General features: G+C 65.7%; 20 protein-coding genes and 1 tRNA gene. 11 read left to right on the forward strand and 10 right to left on the reverse strand.

Annotated features, from left to right (window positions below; genetic code table 11):
• Positions 1–136 precede the first annotated feature (136 nt).
• Positions 137–1,009 (forward strand): Hint domain-containing protein, encoded by an 873-nt coding sequence (locus KTQ37_RS08720; RefSeq protein WP_218630123.1) that lies wholly within the window; start codon positions 137–139, stop codon positions 1,007–1,009.
• 253 nt (positions 1,010–1,262) lie between these two features.
• Here the strand turns inward: KTQ37_RS08720 and KTQ37_RS08725 are convergent.
• Positions 1,263–1,347: transfer RNA gene (locus KTQ37_RS08725), tRNA-Leu, on the reverse strand.
• 160 nt (positions 1,348–1,507) lie between these two features.
• On the opposite strand from KTQ37_RS08725, the gene KTQ37_RS08730 reads away from it, so the two are divergent.
• The 6 genes from KTQ37_RS08730 (at position 1,508) to mtgA (ending at position 11,175) form a co-directional block, all read left to right on the forward strand.
• Entirely contained in the window at positions 1,508–2,494 is a 987-nt protein-coding gene (locus KTQ37_RS08730; RefSeq protein ID WP_218630124.1) for a complex I NDUFA9 subunit family protein, read from the forward strand.
• On the forward strand, positions 2,494–3,294 hold the full coding sequence (locus KTQ37_RS08735) for an undecaprenyl-diphosphate phosphatase (protein ID WP_218630125.1): 801 nt from the start codon (positions 2,494–2,496) through the stop codon (positions 3,292–3,294). The genes KTQ37_RS08730 and KTQ37_RS08735 overlap by 1 nt, the downstream gene beginning before the upstream one ends.
• Before the next feature lie 160 nt (positions 3,295–3,454).
• Positions 3,455–4,888, forward strand: a complete 1,434-nt coding sequence (locus tag KTQ37_RS08740) for an NAD(P)-dependent oxidoreductase (RefSeq protein ID WP_218630126.1) — start codon at positions 3,455–3,457, stop codon at positions 4,886–4,888.
• A 215-nt stretch (positions 4,889–5,103) separates the two neighbouring features.
• Positions 5,104–5,718, forward strand: a complete 615-nt coding sequence (locus tag KTQ37_RS08745; RefSeq protein ID WP_236021140.1) for a hypothetical protein — start codon at positions 5,104–5,106, stop codon at positions 5,716–5,718.
• 12 nt (positions 5,719–5,730) lie between these two features.
• A complete protein-coding gene (gene gltB / locus KTQ37_RS08750) occupies positions 5,731–10,269 on the forward strand; it encodes a glutamate synthase large subunit (RefSeq protein WP_218630128.1) in 4,539 nt (1,512 codons plus the stop codon).
• Between the two features lie 162 nt (positions 10,270–10,431).
• The gene (mtgA, locus tag KTQ37_RS08755) at positions 10,432–11,175 is read left to right on the forward strand and encodes a monofunctional biosynthetic peptidoglycan transglycosylase (protein ID WP_218630129.1); all 744 of its coding nucleotides are present in this window, start codon (positions 10,432–10,434) and stop codon (positions 11,173–11,175) included.
• A 5-nt stretch (positions 11,176–11,180) separates the two neighbouring features.
• Here mtgA and KTQ37_RS08760 read toward each other — a convergent pair whose 3' ends face one another.
• From KTQ37_RS08760 to rfbC, 6 genes are all read right to left on the reverse strand, one after another.
• Positions 11,181–12,614, reverse strand: a complete 1,434-nt coding sequence (locus tag KTQ37_RS08760) for a mannose-1-phosphate guanylyltransferase/mannose-6-phosphate isomerase (RefSeq protein ID WP_218630130.1) — start codon at positions 12,612–12,614, stop codon at positions 11,181–11,183.
• 102 nt (positions 12,615–12,716) lie between these two features.
• Complete coding sequence (locus tag KTQ37_RS08765; protein ID WP_218630131.1) at positions 12,717–13,643, reverse strand: glycosyltransferase; 927 nt, start codon at positions 13,641–13,643, stop codon at positions 12,717–12,719.
• Between the two features lie 7 nt (positions 13,644–13,650).
• The gene (rfbA, locus tag KTQ37_RS08770) at positions 13,651–14,532 is read right to left on the reverse strand and encodes a glucose-1-phosphate thymidylyltransferase RfbA (RefSeq protein WP_218630132.1); all 882 of its coding nucleotides are present in this window, start codon (positions 14,530–14,532) and stop codon (positions 13,651–13,653) included.
• A complete protein-coding gene (gene rfbD, locus KTQ37_RS08775; RefSeq protein ID WP_218630133.1) occupies positions 14,529–15,377 on the reverse strand; it encodes a dTDP-4-dehydrorhamnose reductase in 849 nt (282 codons plus the stop codon). Before rfbD ends, rfbA begins: the two co-directional genes overlap by 4 nt.
• The gene (gene rfbB, locus KTQ37_RS08780) at positions 15,374–16,420 is read right to left on the reverse strand and encodes a dTDP-glucose 4,6-dehydratase (RefSeq protein WP_218630134.1); all 1,047 of its coding nucleotides are present in this window, start codon (positions 16,418–16,420) and stop codon (positions 15,374–15,376) included. Before rfbB ends, rfbD begins: the two co-directional genes overlap by 4 nt.
• Entirely contained in the window at positions 16,417–16,989 is a 573-nt protein-coding gene (rfbC, locus tag KTQ37_RS08785; protein ID WP_218630135.1) for a dTDP-4-dehydrorhamnose 3,5-epimerase, read from the reverse strand. The genes rfbB and rfbC overlap by 4 nt, the downstream gene beginning before the upstream one ends.
• A 159-nt stretch (positions 16,990–17,148) precedes the next feature.
• Between rfbC and KTQ37_RS16740 the strand changes: the two genes are divergently transcribed.
• Positions 17,149–18,462, forward strand: a complete 1,314-nt coding sequence (locus KTQ37_RS16740; protein WP_236021141.1) for a DUF2793 domain-containing protein — start codon at positions 17,149–17,151, stop codon at positions 18,460–18,462.
• 114 nt (positions 18,463–18,576) lie between these two features.
• On the forward strand, positions 18,577–19,407 hold the full coding sequence (kdsA, locus tag KTQ37_RS08800) for a 3-deoxy-8-phosphooctulonate synthase (protein WP_218630136.1): 831 nt from the start codon (positions 18,577–18,579) through the stop codon (positions 19,405–19,407).
• Here the strand turns inward: kdsA and KTQ37_RS08805 are convergent, their stop codons facing one another.
• Positions 19,408–20,799 (reverse strand): phosphomannomutase, encoded by a 1,392-nt coding sequence (locus KTQ37_RS08805; RefSeq protein WP_218630137.1) that lies wholly within the window; start codon positions 20,797–20,799, stop codon positions 19,408–19,410.
• 148 nt (positions 20,800–20,947) lie between these two features.
• Between KTQ37_RS08805 and KTQ37_RS08810 the strand changes: the two genes are divergently transcribed.
• Both KTQ37_RS08810 and KTQ37_RS08815 read left to right on the forward strand, forming a co-directional pair.
• Complete coding sequence (locus KTQ37_RS08810; protein WP_218630138.1) at positions 20,948–23,251, forward strand: rhamnosyltransferase WsaF family glycosyltransferase; 2,304 nt, start codon at positions 20,948–20,950, stop codon at positions 23,249–23,251.
• Positions 23,248–24,066, forward strand: a complete 819-nt coding sequence (locus tag KTQ37_RS08815; RefSeq protein WP_218630139.1) for a hypothetical protein — start codon at positions 23,248–23,250, stop codon at positions 24,064–24,066. The genes KTQ37_RS08810 and KTQ37_RS08815 overlap by 4 nt, the downstream gene beginning before the upstream one ends.
• Here KTQ37_RS08815 and KTQ37_RS08820 read toward each other — a convergent pair.
• Together KTQ37_RS08820 and KTQ37_RS08825 are read right to left on the reverse strand one after the other, a co-directional pair.
• On the reverse strand, positions 24,063–24,734 hold the full coding sequence (locus tag KTQ37_RS08820; protein ID WP_218630140.1) for an ABC transporter ATP-binding protein: 672 nt from the start codon (positions 24,732–24,734) through the stop codon (positions 24,063–24,065). The two genes, KTQ37_RS08815 and KTQ37_RS08820, sit on opposite strands and share 4 nt — an antisense overlap.
• Positions 24,731–25,900: a sugar transporter gene (locus tag KTQ37_RS08825; protein ID WP_236021142.1), complete on the reverse strand. Its 1,170-nt coding sequence runs from the start codon at positions 25,898–25,900 to the stop codon at positions 24,731–24,733. Before KTQ37_RS08825 ends, KTQ37_RS08820 begins: the two co-directional genes overlap by 4 nt.
• Positions 25,901–25,979 lie beyond the last annotated feature (79 nt).

Consider the following 25,979-nt stretch of genomic DNA (forward strand, 5'->3'; position numbering starts at 1 on the left):
AGTACGAGCAGTGGCAACTTACTATACCGATCAGTTCTGGATCATCGATCCCTCCGCCCCTCCCCCTGCCGGCAGCACGCTTACGGTCTACGATTATCAGATCCTGGATCGGACGGATGATTAGCTGATCAATGCCTTGGGCACCAACAGCCAGCGTGACGTGATCGACGGGTCGCGGATCGTAAGGTCTTATCCGGGCGATACCGTGACCGTCACCTATGCTGATGGCAGCACGGCGACCATCACGGGCGCGACCTTCTATCTGGCCGATGGCCGCGAGGTGTTCACCCCGACCGACGGCAGCGTCCTGCATGATGCGACCCTTGTTCGCACGACCTATGTCACGGTGCAGGGCTCGATGAATGTCGGATCCCTGGCGCCGGTGTGTTTGACCCGTGGCTGCATGATCGACACAACCGATGGCAGCCGCCCGGTCGAGACGCTTCGGGCGGGCGATCTGATACTCAGCCCGACCGGCGTGCCGCAGGCCTTGCGCGCGGTGTTCTCGCGCAAGATCGACCCGCGCGAGCTGCGCTCCAACCCCGCCTTGCTGCCGGTTCGGATCGCAGCGGGTGCGCTTGGGCCGGGGTTGCCGACGCGCGATCTGCTGGTTTCGCGCCAGCATCGGATGCTGGTTCGCTCCGCCATCGCCGCGCGGATGTTCGGCGCGCCCGAGGTGCTCGTCCCCGCGATCATGCTGACCGCACTTCCCGGTATCGCCGTGGAGGAAACAGCAACCGAGGTGGAGTACTTCCATCTGGTTTTCGACCAGCACGCCCTGATCATGGCCGAGAACGCACCGACCGAGAGCCTCTTTCCGGGCAAGCAGGCCCTCAGATCGCTTGCCCCGGCGGCGGTTGAGGAGCTTTTCACGATCTTCCCCGAACTGGCCGGGCAAAGGTTTGATGTCGCGCCTGCGCGACCGCTCGCGCAGGGGAGAAAGGCGCGCCATCTGATCGAGCGTCACGCCGCCAACGGAAAGCCACTGCTTGGAAGTGCGGCGGCCTGATCACGGCAGGCCAGCAAACGATTCCATATCCGCACCTGCCGCGCTGGTCTTTCGCCAAATGATCCGTGGACGGCGGCAAGCCCGCCCCGGCCGCCGCCTTTTGGCAAGCGAAACCGCGGGCTTCAAGCCGTTCAGATCGGGTATTGGAACGGCGGGGCCGGATTCGTATCGGCCTGAAACCGGGACCGGTTTAGAGCCTTGCCAAGAAATTCAAAACGCCGCTCAAGCTATTCGCTTGAGCGGCTTTTTTGTTTGGTGCCCAGGAGAGGACTCGAACCTCCACGCCTTGCGGCACACGGACCTGAACCGTGCGCGTCTACCAATTCCGCCACCTGGGCCGGTGTCGTGAGGGGCGATTTAGCCGGGGGCGCAGGGACTGTCAACGGGGGTTTGAAAGATTTTCTGCGCTTCGCTCCGCGACCCGGCCTTTGGCCTTGTTTGACAAGGGGCTTGGCGCTAATCAGGGAGCAACTTTTTGCAATTGAAAGGCCAAAGCCGATGTCGAAGCTGGTCACGATCTATGGCGGTTCCGGATTCCTCGGGCGTTACATCGCCCGGCGTATGGCAAAGGACGGCTGGCGCGTGCGCGTCGCAGTCCGCCGCCCGAACGAGGCATTGTTCGTGAAGCCCTACGGCGCCGTCGGTCAGGTCGAGCCGGTTCTGTGCAACATCCGCGACCACGTCAGCGTGCGCGAGGCGATGCGCGGCGCGGATGCGGTGGTCAACTGCGTCGGCATCCTCGTGAACGAAGGCCCGAACCGTTTCGACGCGGTGCAGGCCGATGGGGCAGGGCTGATCGCGCGCATTGCGGCGAAAGAGGGCGTCAAGTCGCTCGTGCATGTTTCGGCCATTGGCGCGGATGCGGAATCGGACAGCAACTACGCACGCACCAAGGCCCTGGGCGAGGCCGAAGTGCTCAAATACTTCCCGAGTGCGATGATCCTGCGCCCCTCGATCCTGTTCGGGACCGAGGACGGCTTCTTCAACAAGTTTGCGGCTATGGCCAAGTTCGGCCCGATTCTGCCCGTCGCGGGCGGCGATACTCGCTTCCAGCCGGTCTGGGTCGATGACGTGGCACAGGCCGCGGTGATGGGCGCCGAGGGCAAGGCCGCTGGCGTCTATGAACTCGGTGGCCCCGATGTCGATACGTTCAAGGGGCTGATCGGCCGGATGCTCCCGGTGATCAACCGCCGCCGTCTGGTTGTAAGCCTGCCGGTCTTTGTTGCGAAGATCATCGCCGCCGCAGGCGACGTGGTGCAGGGCCTGACGCTCGGCCTCGTGACCAACCGCATCCTGACGCTCGACCAGCTGACGAACCTGCAAAAGGACAACGTCGTGTCGGAAGGCGCCAAGTCTTTCGCAGATCTGGGCATCAAGCCGACGCCGCTTGGTGCCGTGCTGCCCGACTATCTGTGGCGTTTCCGCCCGCATGGCCAGTATGACGCCATTCAGGCCTCGGCAAAGAATATGCGCAAGACTTCGTAATGAATGATACGATCATCGCGGGCCTGCTTGGCCTGCTTGAGGGTCTGACCGAGTTCATACCCGTTTCCTCGACCGGCCATATCCTCTTGGCCGGTCATTTTCTTGGCTTCACCTCGTCGGGCAAGACCTTCGAGGTGCTGATTCAGCTGGGGGCGATCCTGGCGATCGTCGGCGTCTATGCGCAGCGACTGATCCATGTGTTCGCCTCGGCCCCGCAAGACCCGGCCGCACGCCGCTTCATCCTGACAGTGCTGGTCGCCTTCCTGCCCGCCGCCATCATCGGCGTTGCGGCACATGGGATCATCAAGACGATTCTGTTCGAAACGCCCATCCTGATTGCCTCTATGCTGGTTCTTGGCGGGGTGATCCTGCTTTGGGTTGACCGGCTGAACCTGCCCGAGCGCGAAACGGATGCGATGCGTCTATCCCCGACGCTGGCGTTCAAGATCGGGTTGTTCCAATGCCTTGCGATGATACCGGGTGTGTCGCGCTCGGGCTCGACAATCGTTGGCGCCATGCTGATGGGCGTATCCAAGCGCGCCGCGGCCGAATTCAGCTTCTTTCTGTCGATGCCGACCATGGCAGGCGCATTCACCTACGATCTCTACAAGAGCCGCGATCTGCTGAACGCCAAGGACATCGACCTGATCACGATCGGCTTCGTAGCTGCCTTCATTTCGGGTATCTTCGTGGTGCGAGGCCTCTTGGATTTCGTTGGGCGTCACGGATACGCGGCCTTCGGCTGGTGGCGAATCATCGTCGGAACGGCCGCTCTGGCCCTGATTTATGCAGGTTACTGACAGTTAGGTACTGCATGCTGACCTAATTTTGACTCTTTCCGGGGTCAACTGCGATGCTCGGTCGCATTTTTATGCCATTTACGACAGTATTGCTGACTTTTATTTTCCACAGACCCGGTGTAACCATGCGCACCCGATCCATTCGAAGGGAGGCACGGCCATGGCAAAGGAACGCATGCTCAAGTTCGTCCATACGGCGAAGGAGATGCCCGAGAAGCGTGACGCAAGTGTGCGCTCCCACGACTTCAACGAGATTTATCGCGAGTTCGCCGACGCGAAAGCCGCCGAGCAATCCTCGCGCTGCTCGCAATGTGGCGTGCCCTATTGCCACACGCACTGCCCGCTGCATAACAACATCCCCGACTGGCTGCGACTGACCGCCGCGGGCCGCCTGCAAGAGGCCTATGAACTCAGCCAGGCCACCAACACCTTCCCCGAGATCTGCGGCCGTATCTGCCCGCAGGACCGCCTGTGCGAAGGCAATTGCGTGATCGAGCAGTCCGGCCACGGCACCGTCACCATCGGCGCCATCGAGAAATACATCACCGACACCGCCTGGGACATGGGCTGGGTGAAGCCCGTCAAACCGGCGGTCGAGCGCGCGGAATCGGTGGGCATCATCGGTGCCGGTCCGGGTGGCCTTGCCGCCGCAGATGTGCTGCGCCGCGCGGGCCTGCAAGTCACCGTCTATGACCGCTACGACCGCGCGGGCGGCCTGCTGACCTACGGCATCCCCGGCTTCAAGCTGGAGAAAGACGTCGTCATGCAGCGCGTCGATCAGCTGGCGCAGGGTGGCGTCGAATTCGTGCTGAACTGCAATGTCGGCGAGGACATCAGCTTTGACGCGATCCGCGGCAAGCATGACGCCGTCATCATCGCCACGGGCGTCTACAAGACCCGCGATCTGACCGATCCGGGCGCGGATGCCGAGGGCATCGTGCGCGCGATCGACTATCTGACCGTGTCGAACAAGCTCAGCTTTGGCGACGAGGTGCCGGAATTCGCCGATGGCACCTATAATGCCGAGGGCAAGAATGTCGTCGTCATCGGCGGCGGCGATACCGCGATGGACTGCGTGCGTACCGCGATCCGCCAGGGCGCCAAGTCGGTCAAGTGCCTCTACCGCCGCGACCGCACGAACATGCCCGGCTCGCAGCGTGAAGTGCAGAACGCCGAGGAAGAGGGCGTCGAATTCGTCTGGATGGCCGCGCCCAAGGGCTTTGCGGGCAATCCGGTCGCCTCGGTCACGGTGCAGCGCATGAAACTGGGCGCGCCGGACGCCTCGGGCCGCCAATCGCCCGAGCCGATCGAGGGCGGCATCTACGAAGAGCCCGCCGATCTGGTGATCAAGGCGCTTGGCTTCGAGCCTGAAGACCTACCCAAGCTCTGGGGTGTGGACGGGCTGGAAGTGACCCGCTGGGGCACCATCAAGGCGTCGTTTGGAACGCATAAGACGAGCCTGCCGGGCGTATTCGCCGTGGGCGATATCGTTCGCGGCGCAAGCCTTGTGGTCTGGGCGATCCGCGACGGGCGCGAAGCGGCCGACTCGGTCGTCAAGTTCATCGACGGCGCGGCGGCGGTTGCCGCCGAGTGATCAGGGTGCATCGGCGGGGGTAGCCATGCCGATGCGCGCCAGCGGTCCGGCGAACTGCCGGACATCATCGGGTCAGCGCGACTGACCCAACAGGTTTCGAAAGGGTGTTTGCGGTGATCGCACGAGCGGCAATTCTGGCAACGGTTGGGGGGCTCTGCGCCGCCCTGCCGGCGGCTGCCGCCTCGTTCACGCCGCCACCCGGATGCGAGCTGGAAATGACCGTGCAATTGCATGACTGCCAGGTCGCGAACCACTATCGCTGCGAGACCGACCCCGCCGGCTATCGCAACATCGCATTTGCCGATGGCTCTGGCGTCTTCTTCATCTCGAAGCTCGACAGCGAGACCCGCTGGATGCTGAGCTACAGCCCCGAGACCGGCGAGATCGACCGGCTGGATCAGGATGGCTCGGCCGATCATGCCTCGTTCAGCGCGCTTCTGGCCGATGGCCGCGACGACTACGACTTCGTCACGCGCAACAACTTCGGCGACGTGCGCCGCAACGTGGGCTACGACCGGTTGACCGGCGAGAGTGTCACCATCGACGGCGTCGTGCTGGAGCGGTGCGAGTTCGACATGACCGTCGAGGACGAGGCCGGGAACTTCCTGGCCCATCGCAAGGGGCTGCAACTGATCAGCCGCAAGCTGCGCCTGTTCTTTGCCGATACCGAGCAATTCGAGAACGTCTTTGGCGACAAGGCCTCGACCAGTATGGCCCCCGTGACCTTCGCCTTTCCCGGCGACGAGGGCTTTGGCGAGACCCGCCCGAAATATGATTGCGACATGCTGATGACCGGCGCGTCGCCCCTGAATGACCGACCCACTCTCTGAGGAGGCACTGACATGACGAAATACGATGAAGCCTGGGTTGCCGCCGAGGAAGCCAAGCGCAAGTGGATGGACGAGAACTCGCTGTTCAAGCTGGACGACGAGAAGGCATCGTGCGGCGTGGGTCTTGTGGTCTCGATCGACGGCAAGGCCTCGCGCAAGGTTGTCGAAAACGGCATCGATGCGCTGAAAGCGATCTGGCACCGTGGCGCGGTCGACGCGGACGGCAAGACCGGCGACGGCGCCGGTATCCACGTGCAGATCCCGGTTCCATTCTTCTATGACCAGATCCGCCGCACCGGCCACGAGCCGAACATGCAAAAGCGCGTGGCCGTGGGCCAGATCTTCCTGCCGCGCACCGACTTCGGCGCGCAGGAACGGTGCCGCACGATCGTTGAATCCGAAGTTCTGCGGATGGGCCACTACATCTACGGCTGGCGCCACGTTCCGGTGAACACCGAAGTGCTGGGCGAGAAGGCCAACGCCACCCGCCCCGAGATCGAGCAGATCCTGATCCGCTGCGAGAAGGACATCGACGACGAGCAGTTCGAGCGCGAGCTTTACATCATCCGCCGCCGCATCGAGAAAGCGGCGATCGCGGCGCAGATCGCGGGCCTCTATGTCTGCTCGCTGTCCACGCGCTCGATCATCTACAAGGGCATGATGCTGGCCGAGCAGGTCGCGGAATTCTATCCCGACCTCAAGGACGACCGCTTCGAGAGCGCCTTCGCGATCTATCACCAGCGCTACTCGACCAACACCTTCCCGCAGTGGTGGCTGGCGCAGCCCTTCCGCATGCTGGCCCATAACGGCGAGATCAACACGATCAAGGGCAACGTCAACTGGATGAAGAGCCATGAGATCCGCATGGCCTCGAACACCTTCGGCGACGCCGCCGAGGACATCAAGCCGATCATCCCGGCTGGTGCATCGGACTCGGGCGCGCTGGATGCGGTCTTCGAGGTGATGGTGCGCTCGGGCCGCTCGGCACCGATGACCAAGACCATGCTGGTCCCCGAGGCCTGGTCGAAAGCCACGACCGACATGCCCAAAGCCTGGCAGGACATGTATGCCTATTGCAACTCGGTCATGGAGCCGTGGGACGGCCCTGCCGCGCTGGCGATGACCGATGGCCGCTGGGTTTGCGGCGGTCTCGACCGTAACGGCCTGCGCCCGATCCGCTATGTCGTGACTGGCGATGGCATGCTGATCGCGGGTTCCGAGGTCGGCATGGTTCCGATCGACGAAATGAGCGTGCGCGAAAAGGGCGCGCTCGGGCCGGGTCAGATGATCGCGGTCGATATGCGCGAGGGCAAGCTTTACCACGACAAGGACATCAAGGACCGCCTGGCCAACAGCCAGCCCTTCGGCGAATGGGTCGAGAAGGTGGTGGACCTGAACGCATTGATGCGCGATGTGCCGGAAAAGGCGATGTTCTCGGGCGCGGAGCTGCGCAAGCGCCAGATCGCGGCGGGCTACTCGGTCGAAGAGCTGGAGCAGATCCTCGCGCCTATGGCCGAGGACGGCAAGGAAGCTATCGCCTCGATGGGCGACGACACGCCGCCGGCGGTTCTGTCCAAGCAATACCGCCCGCTGTCGCATTTCTTCCGCCAGAACTTCAGCCAGGTCACCAACCCGCCGATCGACAGCTTGCGCGAAAGCCGCGTGATGTCGCTCAAGACGCGGTTCGGCAACCTCAAGAACGTGCTCGACGAAGACAGCAGCCAGACCGAGATCCTGAGCCTCGAAAGCCCGTTCATCGCGAACGCGGAATACGAGCAGATGCTGAAGCAATTCGGCGCCTCGGTGGCGATCATCGACTGCACCTTCCCGGCCAATGCCGATCAGGAAGCCCTGCGCGAGGGGCTTGAGCGCATTCGCGCCGAGGCCGAGGATGCTGTGCGTTCGGGCGCGCTGCATATCGTTCTGACCGATGAGCATCAGGGCCCCGAGAAGGTCGCCATGCCGATGATCCTCGCGACTTCGGCGGTGCATTCGTGGCTGACCCGCAAGGGCCTGCGCACCTTCACCTCGGTCAACGTGCGCTCGGCCGAGTGCATCGACAGCCACTATTTCGCGGTTCTGATCGGCTCGGGCGCAACCACGGTCAACGCCTATCTGGCGCAGGACTCGATCGCCGACCGGATCGAGCGCGGGCTGCTGGAAGGCAGCCTCGTGGACAACATGCGCCGCTATCGCGATGCGATCGACTCGGGTCTGCTGAAGATCATGTCGAAGATGGGGATCTCGATCATCTCGTCCTATCGCGGGGGTCTGAACTTTGAGGCCGTGGGCCTGTCGCGCGCCATGGTGGCCGAGTATTTCCCCGGTATGCATTCGCGCATCTCGGGCATCGGTCTGCACGGCATCCAGCACAAGCTGGAAGAGGTGCACGTCAAGGGCTGGAAGGGCGGTCAGGACGTCATGCCGATCGGCGGCTTCTACAAGGCCCGCCGCACGGGTGAAAAGCACGCCTGGGAAGCACAGACGATGCACCTGCTGCAATCGGCCTGTGACCGCGCCTCCTATGACCTGTGGAAGCAATACTCGGCGATGATGCGGGCCAACCCGCCGATTCATATCCGCGACCTGCTGGACATCAAGACGCTCGGCAAGCCGGTTCCGATCGAGGAAGTGGAATCGATCACCTCGATCCGCAAACGCTTCGTCACACCCGGCATGTCGCTTGGCGCACTGTCGCCCGAGGCGCACAAGCTGCTCAACGTTGCCATGAACCGTATCGGCGCCAAGTCCGATAGCGGCGAGGGCGGCGAGGATCCGGCGCATTTCGTGCCCGAACCGAACGGCGACAATCCGAGCGCCAAGATCAAGCAGGTGGCTTCGGGCCGTTTCGGCGTGACCGCCGAATACCTCAACCACTGCGAAGAGCTTGAGATCAAGGTGGCCCAAGGTGCCAAACCGGGCGAGGGCGGCCAGCTGCCGGGCATGAAGGTCACCGACCTGATTGCGCGTCTGCGCCACTCGACCAAGGGCGTCACGCTGATCTCGCCGCCGCCGCACCACGACATCTACTCGATCGAAGACCTCGCGCAGCTGATCTACGATCTCAAGCAGATCAACCCGCGCTGCAAGGTGACGGTCAAGCTGGTGGCCTCGTCGGGCGTCGGCACGATCGCGGCGGGCGTGGCAAAGGCCAAGGCCGACATCATTCTGATCTCGGGCCACAATGGCGGCACGGGTGCCTCGCCGGCGACCTCGATCAAATACGCGGGTCTGCCGTGGGAGATGGGCCTGACCGAGGCGCATCAGGTTCTGGCGATGAACAAGCTGCGTGACCGCGTCACGCTGCGCACCGACGGCGGTCTGCGGACCGGCCGCGACATCGTCATGGCCGCGATGATGGGCGCCGAGGAATACGGCATCGGCACCGCCGCGCTGATCGCGATGGGCTGCATCATGGTGCGTCAGTGCCAGTCGAACACCTGCCCGGTGGGCGTCTGCACCCAGGATCCGGCGCTGCGCGCCAAGTTCACCGGCTCGGCCGACAAGGTGGTCAACCTGATCACCTTCTACGCCCAGGAAGTGCGCGAGATCCTGGCCTCGATCGGGGCCCGCTCGATGGATGAGATCATCGGTCGCGCCGATCTGCTGACGCAGGTCAGCCGTGGCTCGGCCTTCCTCGACGACCTCGACCTGAACCCGCTGCTGATCACCGTCGATGGCTGGGACAAGATCGTCTACGACCGCTCGAAGCCGCGCAACTACGTGCCCGATACGCTTGATGCCGAGATCATCAAGGACGGTCACCGCTTCTTCGAGGATGGCGAGAAGATGCAGCTGTCCTATGCGGTCCGCAACACGCTGCGCACCATCGGGACGCGCGCCTCGAGCCACATCGTCAAGAACTTCGGGATGCGCAACGCGCTGCAACCCGACCATCTGACGGTGAAGCTGACGGGTTCGTGCGGGCAGTCGCTGGGGGCCTTTGCGGCGCCGGGCCTCAAGATCGAGGTGTCGGGTGACGCGAACGACTATGTCGGCAAGGGCCTGTCGGGCGGCACCATCGTGGTACGTCCGCCGATGGCTTCGCCGCTGATGGCCAGCGAGAACACGATCATCGGCAACACCGTGCTTTACGGGGCGACCGACGGTTATCTGTTCGCAGCGGGCCGCGCGGGCGAGCGTTTCGGCGTGCGCAACTCGGGCGCCAAGGTTGTGGTCGAGGGCTGCGGCTCGAACGGTTGCGAATACATGACCGGCGGCGTCGCGGTGATCCTGGGCCGCATCGGCGCGAACTTCGGTGCGGGCATGACCGGCGGCATGGCTTACCTTTACGACCCGGAGGGGCTGGCCGAGGATTACATGAACCTCGAAAGCCTCGTGACCTGCGCGGTCAGCCACCCGCATTGGGAAGCCCAACTGAAGGGCCTGATCGAGCGCCACGCCAAGGAGACCGGCTCGCGCAAGGCCAGCGACATCCTGCAGAACTGGGAGGCCGAGCGCGCCAACTTCCTGCAGGTCTGCCCGAAGGAGATGCTGGTGCATCTGCCCTTCCCGCTGAGCGACGAGCCGCAGGCGATGCCGGCCGAGTAAGCGCCGGCACGCAGTCAGAACGCGAAAGGGCGGGGCGAATTGCCTCGCCCTTCTCATTTCGGGCTTGGCCCAACCAGCCCGTTTCGTACAAGATCGGCAGCCGCACGCCATGGGTGCAGCGACCGGCTTGACCAGCAGGGGCCAGCCGTGACTTATGGCGGCATGGCGCAGAAAAAGACCACCACAGGCAGGACGAAACGCAAACCGCGCGGGCAGCAAACCCAGAACCGGGCGCTGTTTGGCTGGCTGTTCAAATGGGCGGCGCGAATCGGCCTTGGCTTCGTCGCGGCGATGCTGGCGCTGGTGGTGCTCTATTCCTTCATCAATCCGCCCACCACGATCACCATGTGGTCCGAGGCGCGACGCCTTGGCGGCGTCGATCAGCAGTGGGCACCCATCGAGGAAATCGCCCCGGTCGTGGCACGCTCCGTCGTCGCCGCCGAAGACGCGAACTTCTGCGAGCATTGGGGCTTTGACATGCGCGCCATCCGTCAGGCCATCGACGAAGGTTCGGGGCGCGGCGCCTCGACGCTGAGCCAGCAGGTGGTGAAGAACGTTTTCCTGTGGCAGGGCCGCAGCTGGCTGCGCAAGGCGATGGAGGCCGCGCTGACCCCGGTGGTCGAGGCGGTCTGGACCAAGCGGCGCATCCTTGAGGTCTATCTGAACGTGGCCGAATTCGATGAGGGCGTCTTTGGCGTCAACGCGGCGGCTTTTCGTTATTTCCGCACGACACCCGATCAACTGACCCCGCGCCAGGCGGCGCTGCTTGCCGCCGTTCTGCCCGACCCTAAAGGCCGCTCGGCCTCGAAACCCTCGTCCTTCGTGTCGCGCCGCGCGCGCTCGATCGAGGATGGCGCGCAGACCATCCGCGTGGATGGCCGCGCCATGTGTTTCGAGCACGACTGAGGCGATCAGCTGCGCGCGTAGACATCCTCGTAGCGGATGATGTCGTCTTCCCCCAGATAGGTGCCGGTCTGCACCTCGATCAGCACCATCGGCACCTTACCCGGGTTGCGCAGCCGGTGCACCGCACCAAGCGGGATATAGACGGACTGGTTCTCGCTGATCAGGCGGGTGGTCTCGTCGATGGTCACCTCGGCGGTGCCCTCGACCACGATCCAGTGCTCCGAGCGGTGGAAATGGCTTTGCAGGCTAAGCGCCGCGCCCGGATGCACGACGATACGCTTGACCTGGAAGCGCGCGCCGGTTGCGAGGCTTTCGAACCAGCCCCAGGGGCGATAGTCACGCGGCAGTTGCGTGGCCTGCTTGGCGCCGCGCGCCTTGAGGGCGGCAACGGCCTCTTTCACGTCCTGCGCGCGGTCCTTGGCGGCGACCAGAACCGCGTCCTGCATCGCCACGGCGATGATGTTTTCCAGCCCGATGCCCACAAGCTCGACCCCCTCGGCCTCGGAGCGCAGCAGGCTATCGGCGCAATCGATGGCGGTCGCGTGGTCCGAGCAGACAACGCCCTGCGCATCCGGCCCGCTTTCGCGCCAGACCGCATCCCAACCGCCAAGGTCCGACCACTCGCCGCTGAAGGGCACAACGCTGAGGTTTTGGGCCTTCTCCATCACCGCATAGTCGATCGAGATGTCGCGTGCCTTGCCCCAGGCCTCGGGTTCAAGCCGCACGAAGCCCAGATCGCTGCGCGCCTGGGTGACCGACTGGCGCACAGGGTCCAGCAATTCCGGGGCATGGGCCTCGAAGGCGGCAAGAATATCCGCCACGCGGAACAGGAAAATGCCTGCGTTCCACAGGTAATCGCCTGCGGCCAGCATCCGTTCGGCATTGGCCAGATCGGGCTTCTCGACGAAATTGTGCAGTGCGATGGGTTGGCCCGAGCCGTCGGGCTGTGCGCCCAGATGCAGATAGCCATAGCCGGTTTCTGGGCGGGTGGGCGCGATGCCGAAGGTGACCAGATCGCCGCGCGCGACGGCCGAAAGACCCGCCTCGACCGAGGCAAGGAAGGCCGCAGTGTCCGGGATCAGGTGATCCGAGGGTGCCACAAGCATGACCGCCTCGGGGTCCGTCTGCGCGAGATAAAGGGCGGCCGCCAGCACGGCGGGGGCGGTATTGCGCCCCTCCGGCTCGATCAGGATCGGACCGGGGTCGATCCCGGCCTCGGTCAGTTGCTCGGCCACGATGAAACGGAAGTCATTGTTGGTGATCGTCAGCGGCGGGGCAAAGCTCAAGCCTCCGGCCGCCTGCGAAACCCGCCGCGCCGAGGCCTGAAACAGGCTTTCCTCGCCAATGAGGGAGGCGAACTGCTTGGGGTAGGATTTGCGCGACAGCGGCCAGAGCCGGGTGCCGGAACCACCGCAAAGAAGGCAGGGCGTGATCTTCATTCTATAATCCGTTCAAAACCGTGCCCTTAGCTATACAACCTAGCCCGCCGCTGTGCAGCCCTTCGTGCCGTCGCAGCGGGCATTATTCCGGGGATCGGCGGATCAGAGCCGACCCAGCATCGCCGCAAGCCAGAGAACGGCGGTACTCGCGCGCGACTGGCGGTAGAGCCCGAGGCGCCAAAGGGCTCCCGGTCGCCGCCAGAACGGCGCGCGTCGCACAGCCGCAAAGCCTGCAAGAAGCGCGCGGTTCTCGGGCGTCAGGCGATGCGCCGAAGCGCTCAGCGCGACGACATTCACGCCGTTCCACTGCCGATAGTGCCCCGCGAGAAGCTGCCCAAGACGGCTCAGCTTCGCCCCCGCGCCGTCATTCGCGCCGATCTCATTGCCGGCGTGCTGGCGGTAGAGCAGGGAGGGGCGATCGTCATGCACCAACTGCGCGCCCGCCCCGGACATAAGCTGATAGATCCACCAATCATGCATGATAACGCGGCCAGCCTCGGGTGCGGCGGCGCTGGCCAGACGGGCGCCCGCCGGGTTGAGCAGGATGGTGTTGCCCGCCGCCACATTCTGCACCAGCGCATTGCGGAACCCCAGCGGGCGCGGGCGTGGCAGGGAGATCCGGCGGTGCTCCAGCCGCTCATCGGTGATCCAGGTGCGGCTGCAATAGAGCGCGGGGCCTGCGATGCCCTCCAGCGACGCGATCCCGCGCGAAAGCCGATCAGGCAACCAGACATCATCCTGATCGGCAAAGGCCAGCCAGCTTGTCGCGGGCACATGGCCTTGCATCCGGCGCACCAGCGACAGGAAGTTCGCACTCGCCCCCTGACGCGGTCCATCAAGACAGATCACGCGGTGCCCCCGCTGCGCGAAACCCGAAATGATCTCGGACGAGCCATCGCGCGAGCCGTCATCGCTGACGATCAGCGTCCAGTTGGTGTGCTCCTGCCCGGCGATGCTGTCGAGTTGCGCGGGCAGGTGCCGCGCGCCATTGCGCACCGCCATCAGGATCGCGACATGCGGTGCGCTCATCGCGGCCTCACATCATTTGCGTCGTCAGGCTGCTCAGATACCGGCCGTAATCGTTCTTGTCGAAACGCGCCGCGCGCTCCAGCAGCCCGAGGTCATCGACCCAGCCCTGCGCATGGGCGATCTCTTCCAGGCAGCCGACCTGCTGGCCCTGCCGCTGTTGCAAGGTACGTACGAAATTGCCTGCGTCGAGCAGGCTGTGATGCGTTCCGGTGTCGAGCCAGGCGTAGCCGCGGCCCATCAGCTCGACGTTCAGGCGGCCCTCGCGCAGATAGCCTTCGAGCAGGGTAACAATCTCCAACTCGCCGCGCGGCGAGGGGCGCACCTCGCGCGCGCGCAGCGGCGCGTCGCCGTCAAGAAAGTAAAGCCCGGTGACGGCATAGGGCGAGGGCGGCTGCGCCGGCTTCTCGATCAGCGCGGTGGCCTGACCCGCCGCATCGAATGCCACGACGCCGTAGCGCTCGGGGTCGGCGACGCGGTAGCCGAAGACGGTGCCGCCATCCTGACGCTGGCTGACCCGATGCAGCAGCTCCTGCAGGCCATGGCCGAAGAAGATGTTATCCCCCAGCACCAGCGCCGAGGGCGCGCCGTCAAGGAACTCCTCGGCCAGCAGATAGGCCTGCGCCAACCCCTCGGGGCGCGGCTGGACGATGTATTCGAGGCTGAGCCCCCATTGGCTGCCATCGCCAAGCGTACGGCGGAACTGCTCTTGATCCTGCGGCGTGGTGATCACCGCGATTTCGCGAATGCCCGCCAGCATCAGAACCGAGAGCGGGTAGTAGATCATCGGCTTGTCATAGACCGGCAGGAGCTGTTTCGAGATGCCGATGGTGATCGGGTAAAGCCGCGTCCCCGATCCACCGGCGAGGATGATGCCTTTGCGCTTGCTCATGCGGGGTCTCCGATCTGCGGGATGATGCGGGAAAGGGCGGCGCGCCAGTCGGGCCGGGACAGGCCGAAGGCGGCAAGCCCGGAACAGTCGAGCCGGGAATTGGCGGGGCGGCGCGCCGGGGTGGGGTAGGCGCTGGCCGGAATATCAGCCACGCGGCAGGGCAAGGCGGCCTCATCCATGATGGCGCGGGCGAACTCGGCCCAGCTCACGTCGGGGGCGCCGGCAAGGTGATAGGTGCCCGAGCGCGCCGGATCATGGATCAGCGTATGCGCGATCGTCAGGCAGGCGGCGGCGATGGCATCGGCGGGGGTGGGGCCGCCGATCTGATCGGCCACGACGCTGACGTCGTCACGCCCGCGCCCAAGCCGCAGCATGGTTCGCAGGAAATTCGCGCCATGGGCCGAAAACACCCAGGAGGTACGCAGGATCGCATGGCAGCCGTTGGCGGCGCGCACCGCCTCTTCGCCCGCGCGCTTCGATCGCCCATAGGCGCCGAGCGGCGCGGTAGCCGCCTCGGGTGCGAAGGGATCGCAACCTGCACCGTCAAAGACGTAATCCGAGGAGATATGAACGAAGGGGATATCCAGCGCCGCGCAGGCCCGCGCCATGGCGCCCGGCGCCGTCGCATTGACGCAGGTGGCGATGCCCTCGTTCTGCTCGGCCAGATCGACGGCAGTCCAGGCGGCAGCGTTGATCACGGCGGCAGGCCGGATCGCGCGGATGGCGGCGGCGCAGGCGGCAGGGTCGGTCAGATCGGCCTCATCCCTCCCCAGGAACCGCGCGCCGGGGGACAGCAGGCGCAGCTCGCGCGCGACCTGCCCGGTCTTGCCGAACACGAGGATCATGCCACGACCCCCAGACGCTGGCCGACGCCGCGGCGGTGTTGCAGGGCGCGCCACCAGGGCTCGTGTGTCAGATACCAGTCAACCGTGCGCGCGAGCCCCTCTTCTACGCTGACCGAGGGGCGCCAGCCCAGCTCGGTCCGGATGCGCGTGGGGTCGATGGCGTAGCGTGCGTCATGACCGGGGCGGTCGGCGACGAAGGTAATCTGCTCGGTATAGGGTCGCGCGCCGGGGCGACGATCATCAAGGATCGCACAGAGCGACTGGACAAGGTGAAGGTTCGTGCGCTCATTCTCTCCACCGATGTTGTAGCTGCGGCCCGGGCGGCCCTTTTCAAGCACCAGCAAGAGCGCCTCGGCGTGGTCCTCGACGTAAAGCCAGTCGCGGATCTGCGCGCCAGTGCCATAGATCGGCAGCGGTTTGCCCGCGAGGGCGTTGAGGATGATCACGGGGATCAGCTTTTCGGGGAAGTGGAACGGCCCGTAATTGTTCGAACAATTGGTCAGCAGCACCGGCAGGTCGAAGGTTTCGTGCCAGGCGCGCACCAGATGATCCGACGCGGCCTTGGACGCCGCATAGGGCGAGCGCGGATCATAGGGGCTGTCTTCGGTGAACTTCGCCGCCGGGTCGGGCGGGAGCGAGCCGAAGACCTCATCGGTCGATACATGGTGAAAGCGGAAATGCTCGGGGCGGCCAGAGCGTTCCCAATAGCTACGTGCGGCTTGTAGCAGGATCATCGTGCCGGTGACATTCGTGTCGACGAACACGCCTGGCCCGTCGATCGAGCGATCCACGTGGCTTTCGGCTGCAAGATGCAGCACCGCATCGGGGGCATGGCGGCGAAAGATCGCCTCAAGCGCCACCGGGTCGCGAATGTCTGCGTGCTCGAACGCGTAGCGCGGGCTTCGAGCGACCGAGGCGAGGTTGTCGAGGCAGGCGGCATAGGTCAGCGCGTCGAGATTGACCACCGAATGGCCCCGCGCGATGGCAAGCCGCACCACTGCCGAACCGATGAACCCGGCGCCACCGGTAACAAGGATCTTCATGCTGCGGCCTCCAGATAGCTGAACGGGGATTTCGCTTCGCGCAGCAGGGGTGCGGCGGCATCCTTGCCCGACAGGATCGCCTTTGCCGGGTCGATGCCCCAGTCGATGCCGATCTCGGGGTCGTCGAAACGCACCGCGCCGTCGCACGCGGGCGCGTAATAGTCCGTGCATTTGTAGATGATCTCGGTCCCCGGTTCGCGGGTGACGAAGCCATGCAGGAAGCCCGCCGGGATCAGCAGCTGGCGCCCGTTCTCGGCGCTCAGTTCGACCCCGAACCACTGGCCGAAGCTCGGGCTGCCACGGCGGAAATCGACGGCCACGTCGAAAAGCCGCCCGCACCCGCAGCGCACCAGCTTGGCCTGCGCATGGGGCGGCGCCTGGTAATGCAGCCCGCGCACCGTGCCGACCTGCGCCGAGACGGAATGGTTATCCTGCACGAAGTCGATGTCGACCCCGGCCTCGGCCAGCCGCCGCCGGTTCCAGCTTTCGCTAAAATATCCCCGCGCATCGCCATGGCGCGCGGGCGTAAGCAGCAAGACACCGGGGAGGCACGTCGTTTCGATCTGCATGGCCGGGTTCCGTTCTGGAATCAGTTACGTTCCCGGCCAGTTCAGTCGATCGAGCCTAAGATAAGCTTAACGTAAACAGCGCGAACGTGCGGTTAGCGGCGGCTCAACCACGGCGCGGAATGATCGCGGCCAACGTCATTCCAGAGCGACAGGATTGCCATGACCGATACCTCCGCCATTCTCGGCCTGCCCTATATCATGCCCTCGCAGGCGCAAAAGCACGTCACCCATAACGAGGCGCTGCGCCATCTCGATGTCATCGTGCAGCTTGCGGTGGTGGCGTTCGAGGCGACCACGCCGCCCGCCGTGCCGGTCGGCGGTACGGTTCACGCGCTTGGCTCCGGCGCGACCGGGGCCTGGGCGGGGCAGACGGCGGGCAAGCTTGCGGCCTATCTGGATGGGGTGTGGAATTTCTTCGCGCCGCAGGACGGCTGGATCGCCGCGGCGGGGGATGATGTACGCGCCTATGCGGGCGGTGAGTGGGTGCGTGTGGGCGCGACGCAGATGCTTGAGGGGCTCGGGATCGGCACAACATCGGATTCGACGAACCGCCTGTCGGTCGTGGCTGACGCAACGCTGCTGAGCCATGCGGGGGCGGGGCATCAGCTCAAGCTCAACAAGGCGGGCGACGGCGATACGTGCAGCCTGATGTTCCAGAGCAACTGGGCGGGTCACGCCGAGATGGGGCTGGTGGGCGATACCGACTTTGCGATCAAGACCAGCGCGGACGGGGTGAGTTTTACCCCGGCGCTGCGTCTTGATGCGGCAAGCGGGATCGCCTCGGGCGCGGCGGTGCAATCGGGACGCACCGACGCGACAGAGGGGCGGCTGATGGCGGTCGGGGCCTTTGGCCTTGGCGCTATCGCCGCCCCGGGCGTGGCCGACATCGACGCGACCGACCTGCCCGCCGGGCTTTACGGCGTCAGCCAGAGCGCGACCGGCACTTTTCCGGCGGGGCTGCCCGCAGGCACTGGCGCAGTGATGGAGATCCTGCGCTACAGCGCCGATTTCGCGCGTCAGATCCTGCGGCCTGCCTTTGCCGCAGGCGCTGTGTGGGAGCGCCTTCTGATCAACGGGACCTGGGGCGCCTGGCGGCAGGTGGGGTTGCCTGCCATGCTGGGCACGGTCTCGCAATCGGGGGGCGTTCCCACCGGGGCGGTGGTCGAGCGCGGCTCGAACACCAATGGCGAGTATGTCCGTTGGGCCGATGGCACGCAGATCTGTACGCGCACGGTGACGGGGGTGGCGGTCAGCACGGCGGCGGGGGCGCTCTGGACCTCGGGTTCGCAAAGCGCCACTTTCGCCATGCCCTTCGCCGCAACGCCCGTGGGCAGCGGCTCGGTCACCAGCGCGGCGAACGCCTGGGTCAATCCCGGCGCGACCTCGACCTCGCAATGGGGTTTCTCGGCTTTCGCCACGGGGTCGCTGACCGGTCAGAGCGTCACCCTGATGGCTACCGGCCGCTGGTTCTGACGAAATCGCATCACCGAACTGCCTCGCCATCGTGCGGGGCGGTTGCCTTTTTGCCCCGCTATGCCCAAGTTGCAGCCAAGCGCCGGACGCCCGGCCAGCCGCAAGGAGCAGAGCATGACCGAGCCGAAAATCGTCACCGTGGGCAATATCGCCATTGGCGGGCAAGAGCCGATCGCGCTCATCACCGGGCCGTGCCAGTTGGAAAGCCTCGACCACGCGCGGATGATGGCGGAGAAGATCGCCGAGGCCTGCGCGCCCACCGGCACGAAGTTCATCTTCAAGGCCAGCTACGACAAGGCCAACCGCTCCTCGATCAAGACGCAGCGCGGCCTCGGCATGGACGCTGGCCTGACGATCCTGTCGAAGATCCGCGACGAGTTCGGCTGCCCGATCCTGACCGACGTGCATGACGCCGCGCAATGCGCGCCTGCGGGCGAGGTCTGCGATGTGCTGCAAATCCCGGCCTTCCTGTGCCGCCAGACCGACCTGCTGCTGGCGGCGGGCGAGACGGGGCGCGCGATCAACGTCAAGAAGGGTCAATTCCTTGCGCCTTGGGACATGGCCAATGTCGCCGAGAAGATCGCCTCGACCGGGAATGGCAACATCATGCTGTGCGACCGCGGCACCTCCTTTGGCTACAACACGCTGGTCACCGACTTCCGCGGTCTGCCGATCATGGCGCAGACCGGCTATCCGGTGGTGTTCGACGCCACCCATTCGGTGCAGCAGCCGGGCGGGCAGGGGATGACCTCGGGCGGGCAGCGCGAGTTCGCGCCGGTGCTGGCGCGCGCGGCCTGCGCGGTCGGTGTCTCGGCGCTTTTCATCGAGACGCATGAAGACCCGGACAACGCGCCCTCGGACGGGCCGAACATGATCCCGGTCGATCAGATGGCAGGCCTGATCAAGACGCTGCGCGCCTTCGACGCGCTGCAAAAGGGCCTCTGATCAGCCAAGCCGCGTGCGCAGTTTCGCAAGGTAGAACTGCAACAGCCGCGCGGCCTCGGCCTCGGTTGCAGCCTCGGTATAGCAGCGAAACTCGGGCGCATTACCCGAGGGACGCAGATGCACGATGGCGCCGTCCTCGAAACGCACCCGCAGCCCGTCGGTCAGATCGAGCGATGCTTCAGCGCCGTTTTCGGTGAAGAACCCGGCCCGCGCGGAGGGGTCGTCACGCAGATCGGCGATAAAGCGGGCCGAGACCTCGGGCTCGATCCCGGCGATGCGGTCCGAGGCGGTGAAGCGCGCAGGCAGCGCCGCCACCAGATCGGCCACTGGCCGCTGCGCGCCGCGCACCGCCGCCAGCACCGCGACAATCGGCAAGAGGCAGTCGCGCGTCATCAGCGGCGCCATGACACCCGCAGGGCCGCGCGCGGCAAAGCCCAGAAGAAAGCCGCCGTTCGCCTCATATCCGCAGATACGCGCGGCGGGGTTGGCGGCCAGGATCTCCTCCATCGCCGCGATCACATAGGGCGAGCCGATGCGGGTGCGCGCGATCCGGGCGAATTCGGGCATCGCGTCGATCATCGTGTTCGACGACACCGGCGTGCAGATCACATCCGCCCCAAGCGCGCGCGCCGTCAGCGCGCCCAGCACATCGCCCGGCACGACCTTGCCCGAGGCATCGCAGAGCATCGGCCGGTCGGCGTCGCCATCGGTCGAGACCAGCGCATCGAGCCGGTTCTGCGCGCACCACTCTGCCAGTTTCGTGCGTGTGCCCGCGTCCACCGCCTCGGTATCAACGGGGATGAAGATGTCCGAGCGCGCCAGCGCGATAACATCGGCCCCCATCGCGCGCAGTGCCACGCCCAAAAGATCGCGCGCGACCGAGCTGTGCTCATAAACCCCAACGCGCAGGCCGCTTAGCGCGGCATGGCCGAAGGCCTCGGTATAGCGGCGCTGGTAGGCCGCGCCCGCCTGACTGCCCGATATACGCGTGCCGCCGCCGGGGCCGGGCGCTGCGCCCAGCGCCGACAGGATGCGCGCCTCGTCGTCTTTCGTGATCTCGCCTGCAGGAGTGTAGAACTTCAGCCCGTTGCGGTCGGCGGGGATATGGCTGCCGGTGACCATGATCGCCGCATGGCCCGCACCCATCGCGGCAAGCGCCAGCGCGGGCGTGGGCAGCGCGCCGCAATCAATCGCGCTCAGACCCGATTGCTCGATGCTGCCCATGACCTCCTCAGCGATCGCGGGTGAGGAGGGGCGCAGATCCCAACCCACATGCACCGCCCCGCCATGCGCGCAGCTTGCCAGAAAGGCGCGCGTGTAATCGGCAACCAGGTCGGGCGTCAGTTCGGTCACAAGGCCGCGCAGGCCGGAGGTGCCAAATTTGGGCGGCATGGTTGTGAACTCCCAGGGCTTGATCGCGGCGACTATGCGACAGCGGGGCGGGGGGCGCAATCGGGCGGGCGGGGCGGCAAAACACGGTTCACGCAATCTTAAGAGGTCGCGCCCTAGCCTCGCGCCACCCCAACGAGCGACCGGCCCCATGACCCCATTCATTTACATCACCCTCGCCGTATTTCGTCCCGACCCCGGCTATCTTGAGGCGCAATTGCAATCGGTTGCGGCGCAGGAGGGGGTCGAAACCCACCTTGTCGCGGTGATCGCGGATCGGGTCTCGGGGCCCATGGTCGCGCGACTTTGCGCCGATCTGGGTCTTGGCCTGACATTGGTCAGCCCCGACAACAATCTCGATTCGGTGCGCGCCTTCGAGGCCGGGCTGGCCCGCGCGCTGACCCTGTCGGAAGAGCAAAACCGCCCCGACGCGCTGTTCGCGCTGAGCGATCAGGACGACATCTGGCACCCCGACCGGTTGGCGCGCGGCGTTGCCGCCTTGGGCGAAGGCCCGGCGATGCTGGCGCATAGCGACGCGCGGCTTGTCGATGCGCAGGGCGCTGTGATCCACCCCTCGATGTTCGCCTATGAGCGGCGCGACCGGCGCCCCGGCCTGCGCGGGCTGCTCTATCGCAACACGATCACCGGGATGACGGTGCTGATGCGCCGCGCGGTGCTCGAGATCGCGCTGCCCTTCCCGGCGCAGGCGGGCATCCATTTCTACCATGACCTCTGGCTTGGGCTGGTGGCTGAAGCGGCGGGGGGCGTGGTGCTGATCGACGCGCCGCTGGTTGATTATCGCCAGCACGGCGCGAATACGGTCGGTGCTGTCTCGCGCGAGCCCTGGCGCCTGCCGCGCTTCGACAACGTCTGGCTGCGCCGCCGTGCGACCAGCTACGCGCTGGCGCGCTATCTGGCCAATAGCACCTATCTGCGCATGGCCGAGGCCGTGGCGAGCGGCCGACTCGCCGATGGGTCCGCACGGATCGCGCCGATCCGCCCCTACCTGCGGCGGCTGCGCGGCGCGGGCAGCTTTGCCGCCGATGCCCTGCGGCTGACGCTGCGCGGCCAGTTCACGCGCGCCCGCATTGCTAGCAGCTTTGCCGTGGTCCATTTCGGGCGCGCCGTCTGGGCTTTGCGCCGCACCCTTGACGAGGGGCTTGATCCCGCGTTGGCCCGATTTGACGAGCGGCTCTATTCCCTCTCGCCCGGCGTTGCACCCCGCGCGGTTGAGCCTGCGCCCGCCCCCACCGCGCATCCGCTGAAAAGCTACCGTGAGCTGATCGACCTGCGCAAATCGGCACGCTGGACCCCGGTCTTCGAGGCACCCGGCCCGGCCATCGTGGTGCTTGTGCCCACCCTCAACCCGACCGAGATTTTCGCGGGGATCGTGACCGCCCTCGACATCGCCATCGGTCTGGCCGAGCGCGGGTTGACCGTGCGCCTTGTTGCCACCGACCTGCCGATGGCCGCGCCCGCAGCCTCGCGCGCATTCGTGCTGAACCGGATGAGCGCGGCGGGTCAGGCCTCGGGCGCGGCCGAGCGGATCTCGCTGCATTGCGGGGTGCAAAGCGCCAGTTTGCCGCTGCATCGCGGGGATCGCTTTCTGGCGACGGCCTGGTGGACGGCCCATGTCGCCGACCGACTGATCCGCCAGCATGGCTTTCTCCACCACCGCTTTCATTACCTGATCCAGGACTACGAGCCCAATTTCTACGCTTGGGGCCCGGAATATGCCGATGCGCTGGCCAGCTACGGGCTGAACTTCGCTCCAATCTTCAACACGACGCTGCTGCGCGACTATTTCCAACAAGAGGGCTTCGCTTTTGCCGGTCGGCAGGCGCTGGCCTTCCACCCCGCCATCGACATCGACCGCTACAGCCGGGGCCAGCGCCGTGCGGCGACAGGGCCGCGCAGGCTGGCGCTTTACGGTCGCCCCGAGGTGCCGCGCAACATGTTCGCGACGGGGCTCGAGGTTATCGCCCGCTTTATCGAGGCCGAGAACCTTCAGCCGGGGCAGATCGAGTTGGTCTCGGTCGGGCTCAAGCATGGGAACGTCAATATGCCCAACGGGCTGCGGCTGATCAGCCTCGGCAAGCTGCCCTATGAGGATTATCCGACGTTCCTGCTCGAGACCGGTGTCGGACTGTCGCTGATGTATTCTCCGCACCCTAGCCATCCGCCGATCGAGATGGCGGCCTCGGGCGTGCGCGTGGTCACGAACAGCTTCGGGCCGAAAGATCTGGGCAGGCTTAGCCCCGCGATCCTTTCCGCCGCGCCCGAGGTGCCCGCGCTGAGCGCAGCCCTTTCGCGCGCCTGGCACAGCGCCCCGGTGAGCGCGCAGGAACGACAGATCTCGCTCAGCGGCCTCGGCCTGTCGCCCGAGGCGATGATCGACGCATTGGCGGCCGAGCTTGGCGCCGGGCTGCCGCAAAACGAACGGATGGTTTCATGAAACGCCAGATTTTGCTCCATGTCGGATCGCCCAAATGTGGCTCGACCTACCTGCAACAGGTGATGCTGAAGAACCGCGCGGCGCTGCTGGATCGGGGCATCCACTACCCCAAGCCGCCCGGCAACCACCCCGGCAATGCGGCCGATCTGCAGGATATCGACGCCGCGCGCCTGACCACGCTGTTCGAGGGGCAGACCCATACCGTGGTGCTGAGCCATGAAGACCTTTACGCCCTGCCGCAGCATGGCAAGGCGCTGGCGGATCTGGCGCAGCGCGAGGGGATCTCGGTCCAGGTCATCGCCTTCCTGCGCCCGTTCAGCGAGTTCATGTTCGGCGATTACTCGCAATTCATGAAGCAGCATTTCGAGCCCTGGCTAAGCGCGCGCAACCCCTATGACGGGCTCGACTTCGACGCGTTCACCCGTCGCCGCGCCGCGATGATCAAGCCTGCCACCTATCTGCGTGGCTGGGCGCGGCTATTCCCCGAAGCGCCGCCTGTCATCGCAAGTCATCGCGCGATCCGGGCAACCTTCGAGGGACTGCTGGGCGCCGATACCGGCATCGACTGGGAGGTGAATCGCAACCTCACCAACCCCTCGCTACGGATGGAGGATTGCGACGCAATTGCCGAGGCGATGCGTGACCCGCAAGTCAACCCGTCCGAGATCCGGGCGCTGCTGCGCGCGGCCTTTCACCGCGTGACTGACTCCGACGCCGGGAAGACGCAAGCGCGGATCGAGATGGCGGAGCAAGCCTTTGCGCCCCAGAACGCGGCGCTGCTGCGCGGTTTTGGCTACGACAACCGCAGGGCCTAGTCCTCGGCCTCGGGCGCGTTCATCAGGCGCTGATGGTGGGCGATGGCAGCCTCCACTTCCTCATGGAAGTGGAGCCTGCCGCCCTCCAGCACGCAGCCATGGTCGCACAGGCGCCGCACCTGACCCATGGCGTGCGACACAACGATGGCGGCGCTGTCTTGCAGGCGCGCCTCGAACAGGGCCTCGCTTTTGGCCTTGAAGGCGGCGTCACCCACCGCCGTGACCTCATCGACAAGGTAGGTGTCGAAGCGGATGCCCATCGAAGAGCCGAAGGCCAGCCGCGAGCGCATCCCTGAGGAATATTCCCGCACGGGCTGGTGGAAATGCGCCCCAAGCTCCGCAAAGTCAGCGACGAAATCGACCAACTCGTCTGTATCGATCCCGTAGACCCGCGCGATGAAACGCACGTTCTGCACGCCCGTCAGATCGGGATGGAAGCTGCCGGCAAAACCCACGGGCCAGGACACCGAGCCGCGCCGCAGCACCCGCCCTGCATCGGGGTCGAGCGCGCCCGAGATCATCCGCAGAAGCGTCGATTTCCCCGCCCCGTTGCGGCCAAGAATTGCAACGGCCCGGCGCGGCGGGAAGATCGTGGAAATGTCCTGCGCGACGATCTTGCGCCCCGACCGGGTGCGAAAGCTCTTCGACAGGCCGCGCAGCTCGATCATCGCCGGTCCCGCAGCGCGTAATAGGCCATGGCCAGGATCGACCAGCCGAGCATCAGCGCCCCCGCCACCGCCGCAAGCAAGACGAAACGGCGCGGATATTCGGCGGTCTCGGCCAGTGTTGGAGGCACATGGCTGGCAAGGTAGCGGGTCTTGCGCTGCGCCTCGGCCAGTGCCGCGTCATAGGCGGCCAGCGCCGCGAGATAGCTCTGCTCGGCGAATTGCAGATCGACAGACAGCGATTCATACTCCCCCACCAACTCCGGGAAGGCCTGCGGATCGCTGGCTTCGGCGCGGCCGAACTGGCTGCGCTCAGCCGCCAGACGCTCGCGGATCACGGCCGCTTTCTGGCGCGCCTGAACCACGCGCACATCCTGCGCCGAGGTATTCTCAAGCAGGAGGTCCAACTCGATCAGCGCGGCGGCAAGCTGTTCCTGAAGCGTGTTGAGCAGCCCCGCCCGGCCCTGCGCATCGCTTGCCGGATCGACGATCTGGGTGCGGCTGCGGAATGCCGTCAGTGCGGTGCGCGCCGCCTTGAGCCGCGCGATTGCCTTGTCGCGATCCTCGCGCGCGTTTCGGATCGTATCCTCGCGCGCGATGGCCGAGAGGCGATTGATCAGCGCGCTGCTCTCCTCATAGATCGCGGTGGCGATGGCCTGGGCAGCGGCGGGATCGAAGGCCTCGACCCGCAGCTCGATCAGACCGGTTGCGCTGTCGTGATAGACATGGACCTGCCGCCGCCAATGGGTCGAGAGCGCCTCGATCCGCCGATCCGTGCCAAGGCTGAAGACCGGATCGTCGGGCCGGGTAAAGGCCGCCGCCAGATCGACGCGCCGATCCACCGCGCGCACAAGCGCCGGGCTTTGGATATAGTCCTGCAGGATATCGCCATCCTGCGGTCCGGAACTGCCCAGCTCGGTCAGCCCGCCGAGGAGCTGCACGGCGGCGCCGACCTCATGCTTGCGGACGGAAAAGGCCACGGTGCTGGCGAACTGATCGCGCGCCACGGCGAAAAGATAGGCCGCCCAGAGGCAGGCCGGGATCACGACGCACAGCACGAAGGTGCCGATCAGCCCGACATGACGCCGGCGCAGGCGCGCGGGCCCCGCCGCGGGGCGGATCTGCGCCACGGTTCGCGGGGTTTCGAGCGGAACTCTGGCGCTTTGCATGGCGGGGCACCCTTTGCTGCGGGACATCCGTATTCCCGCAGCTTGGGCCGGTTGCGCTTAATTTGACGTTAAGCGTGGC

Source organism: Sedimentimonas flavescens, from assembly GCF_019264375.1.
Taxonomy (GTDB): domain Bacteria; phylum Pseudomonadota; class Alphaproteobacteria; order Rhodobacterales; family Rhodobacteraceae; genus Rhodobacter; species Rhodobacter flavescens.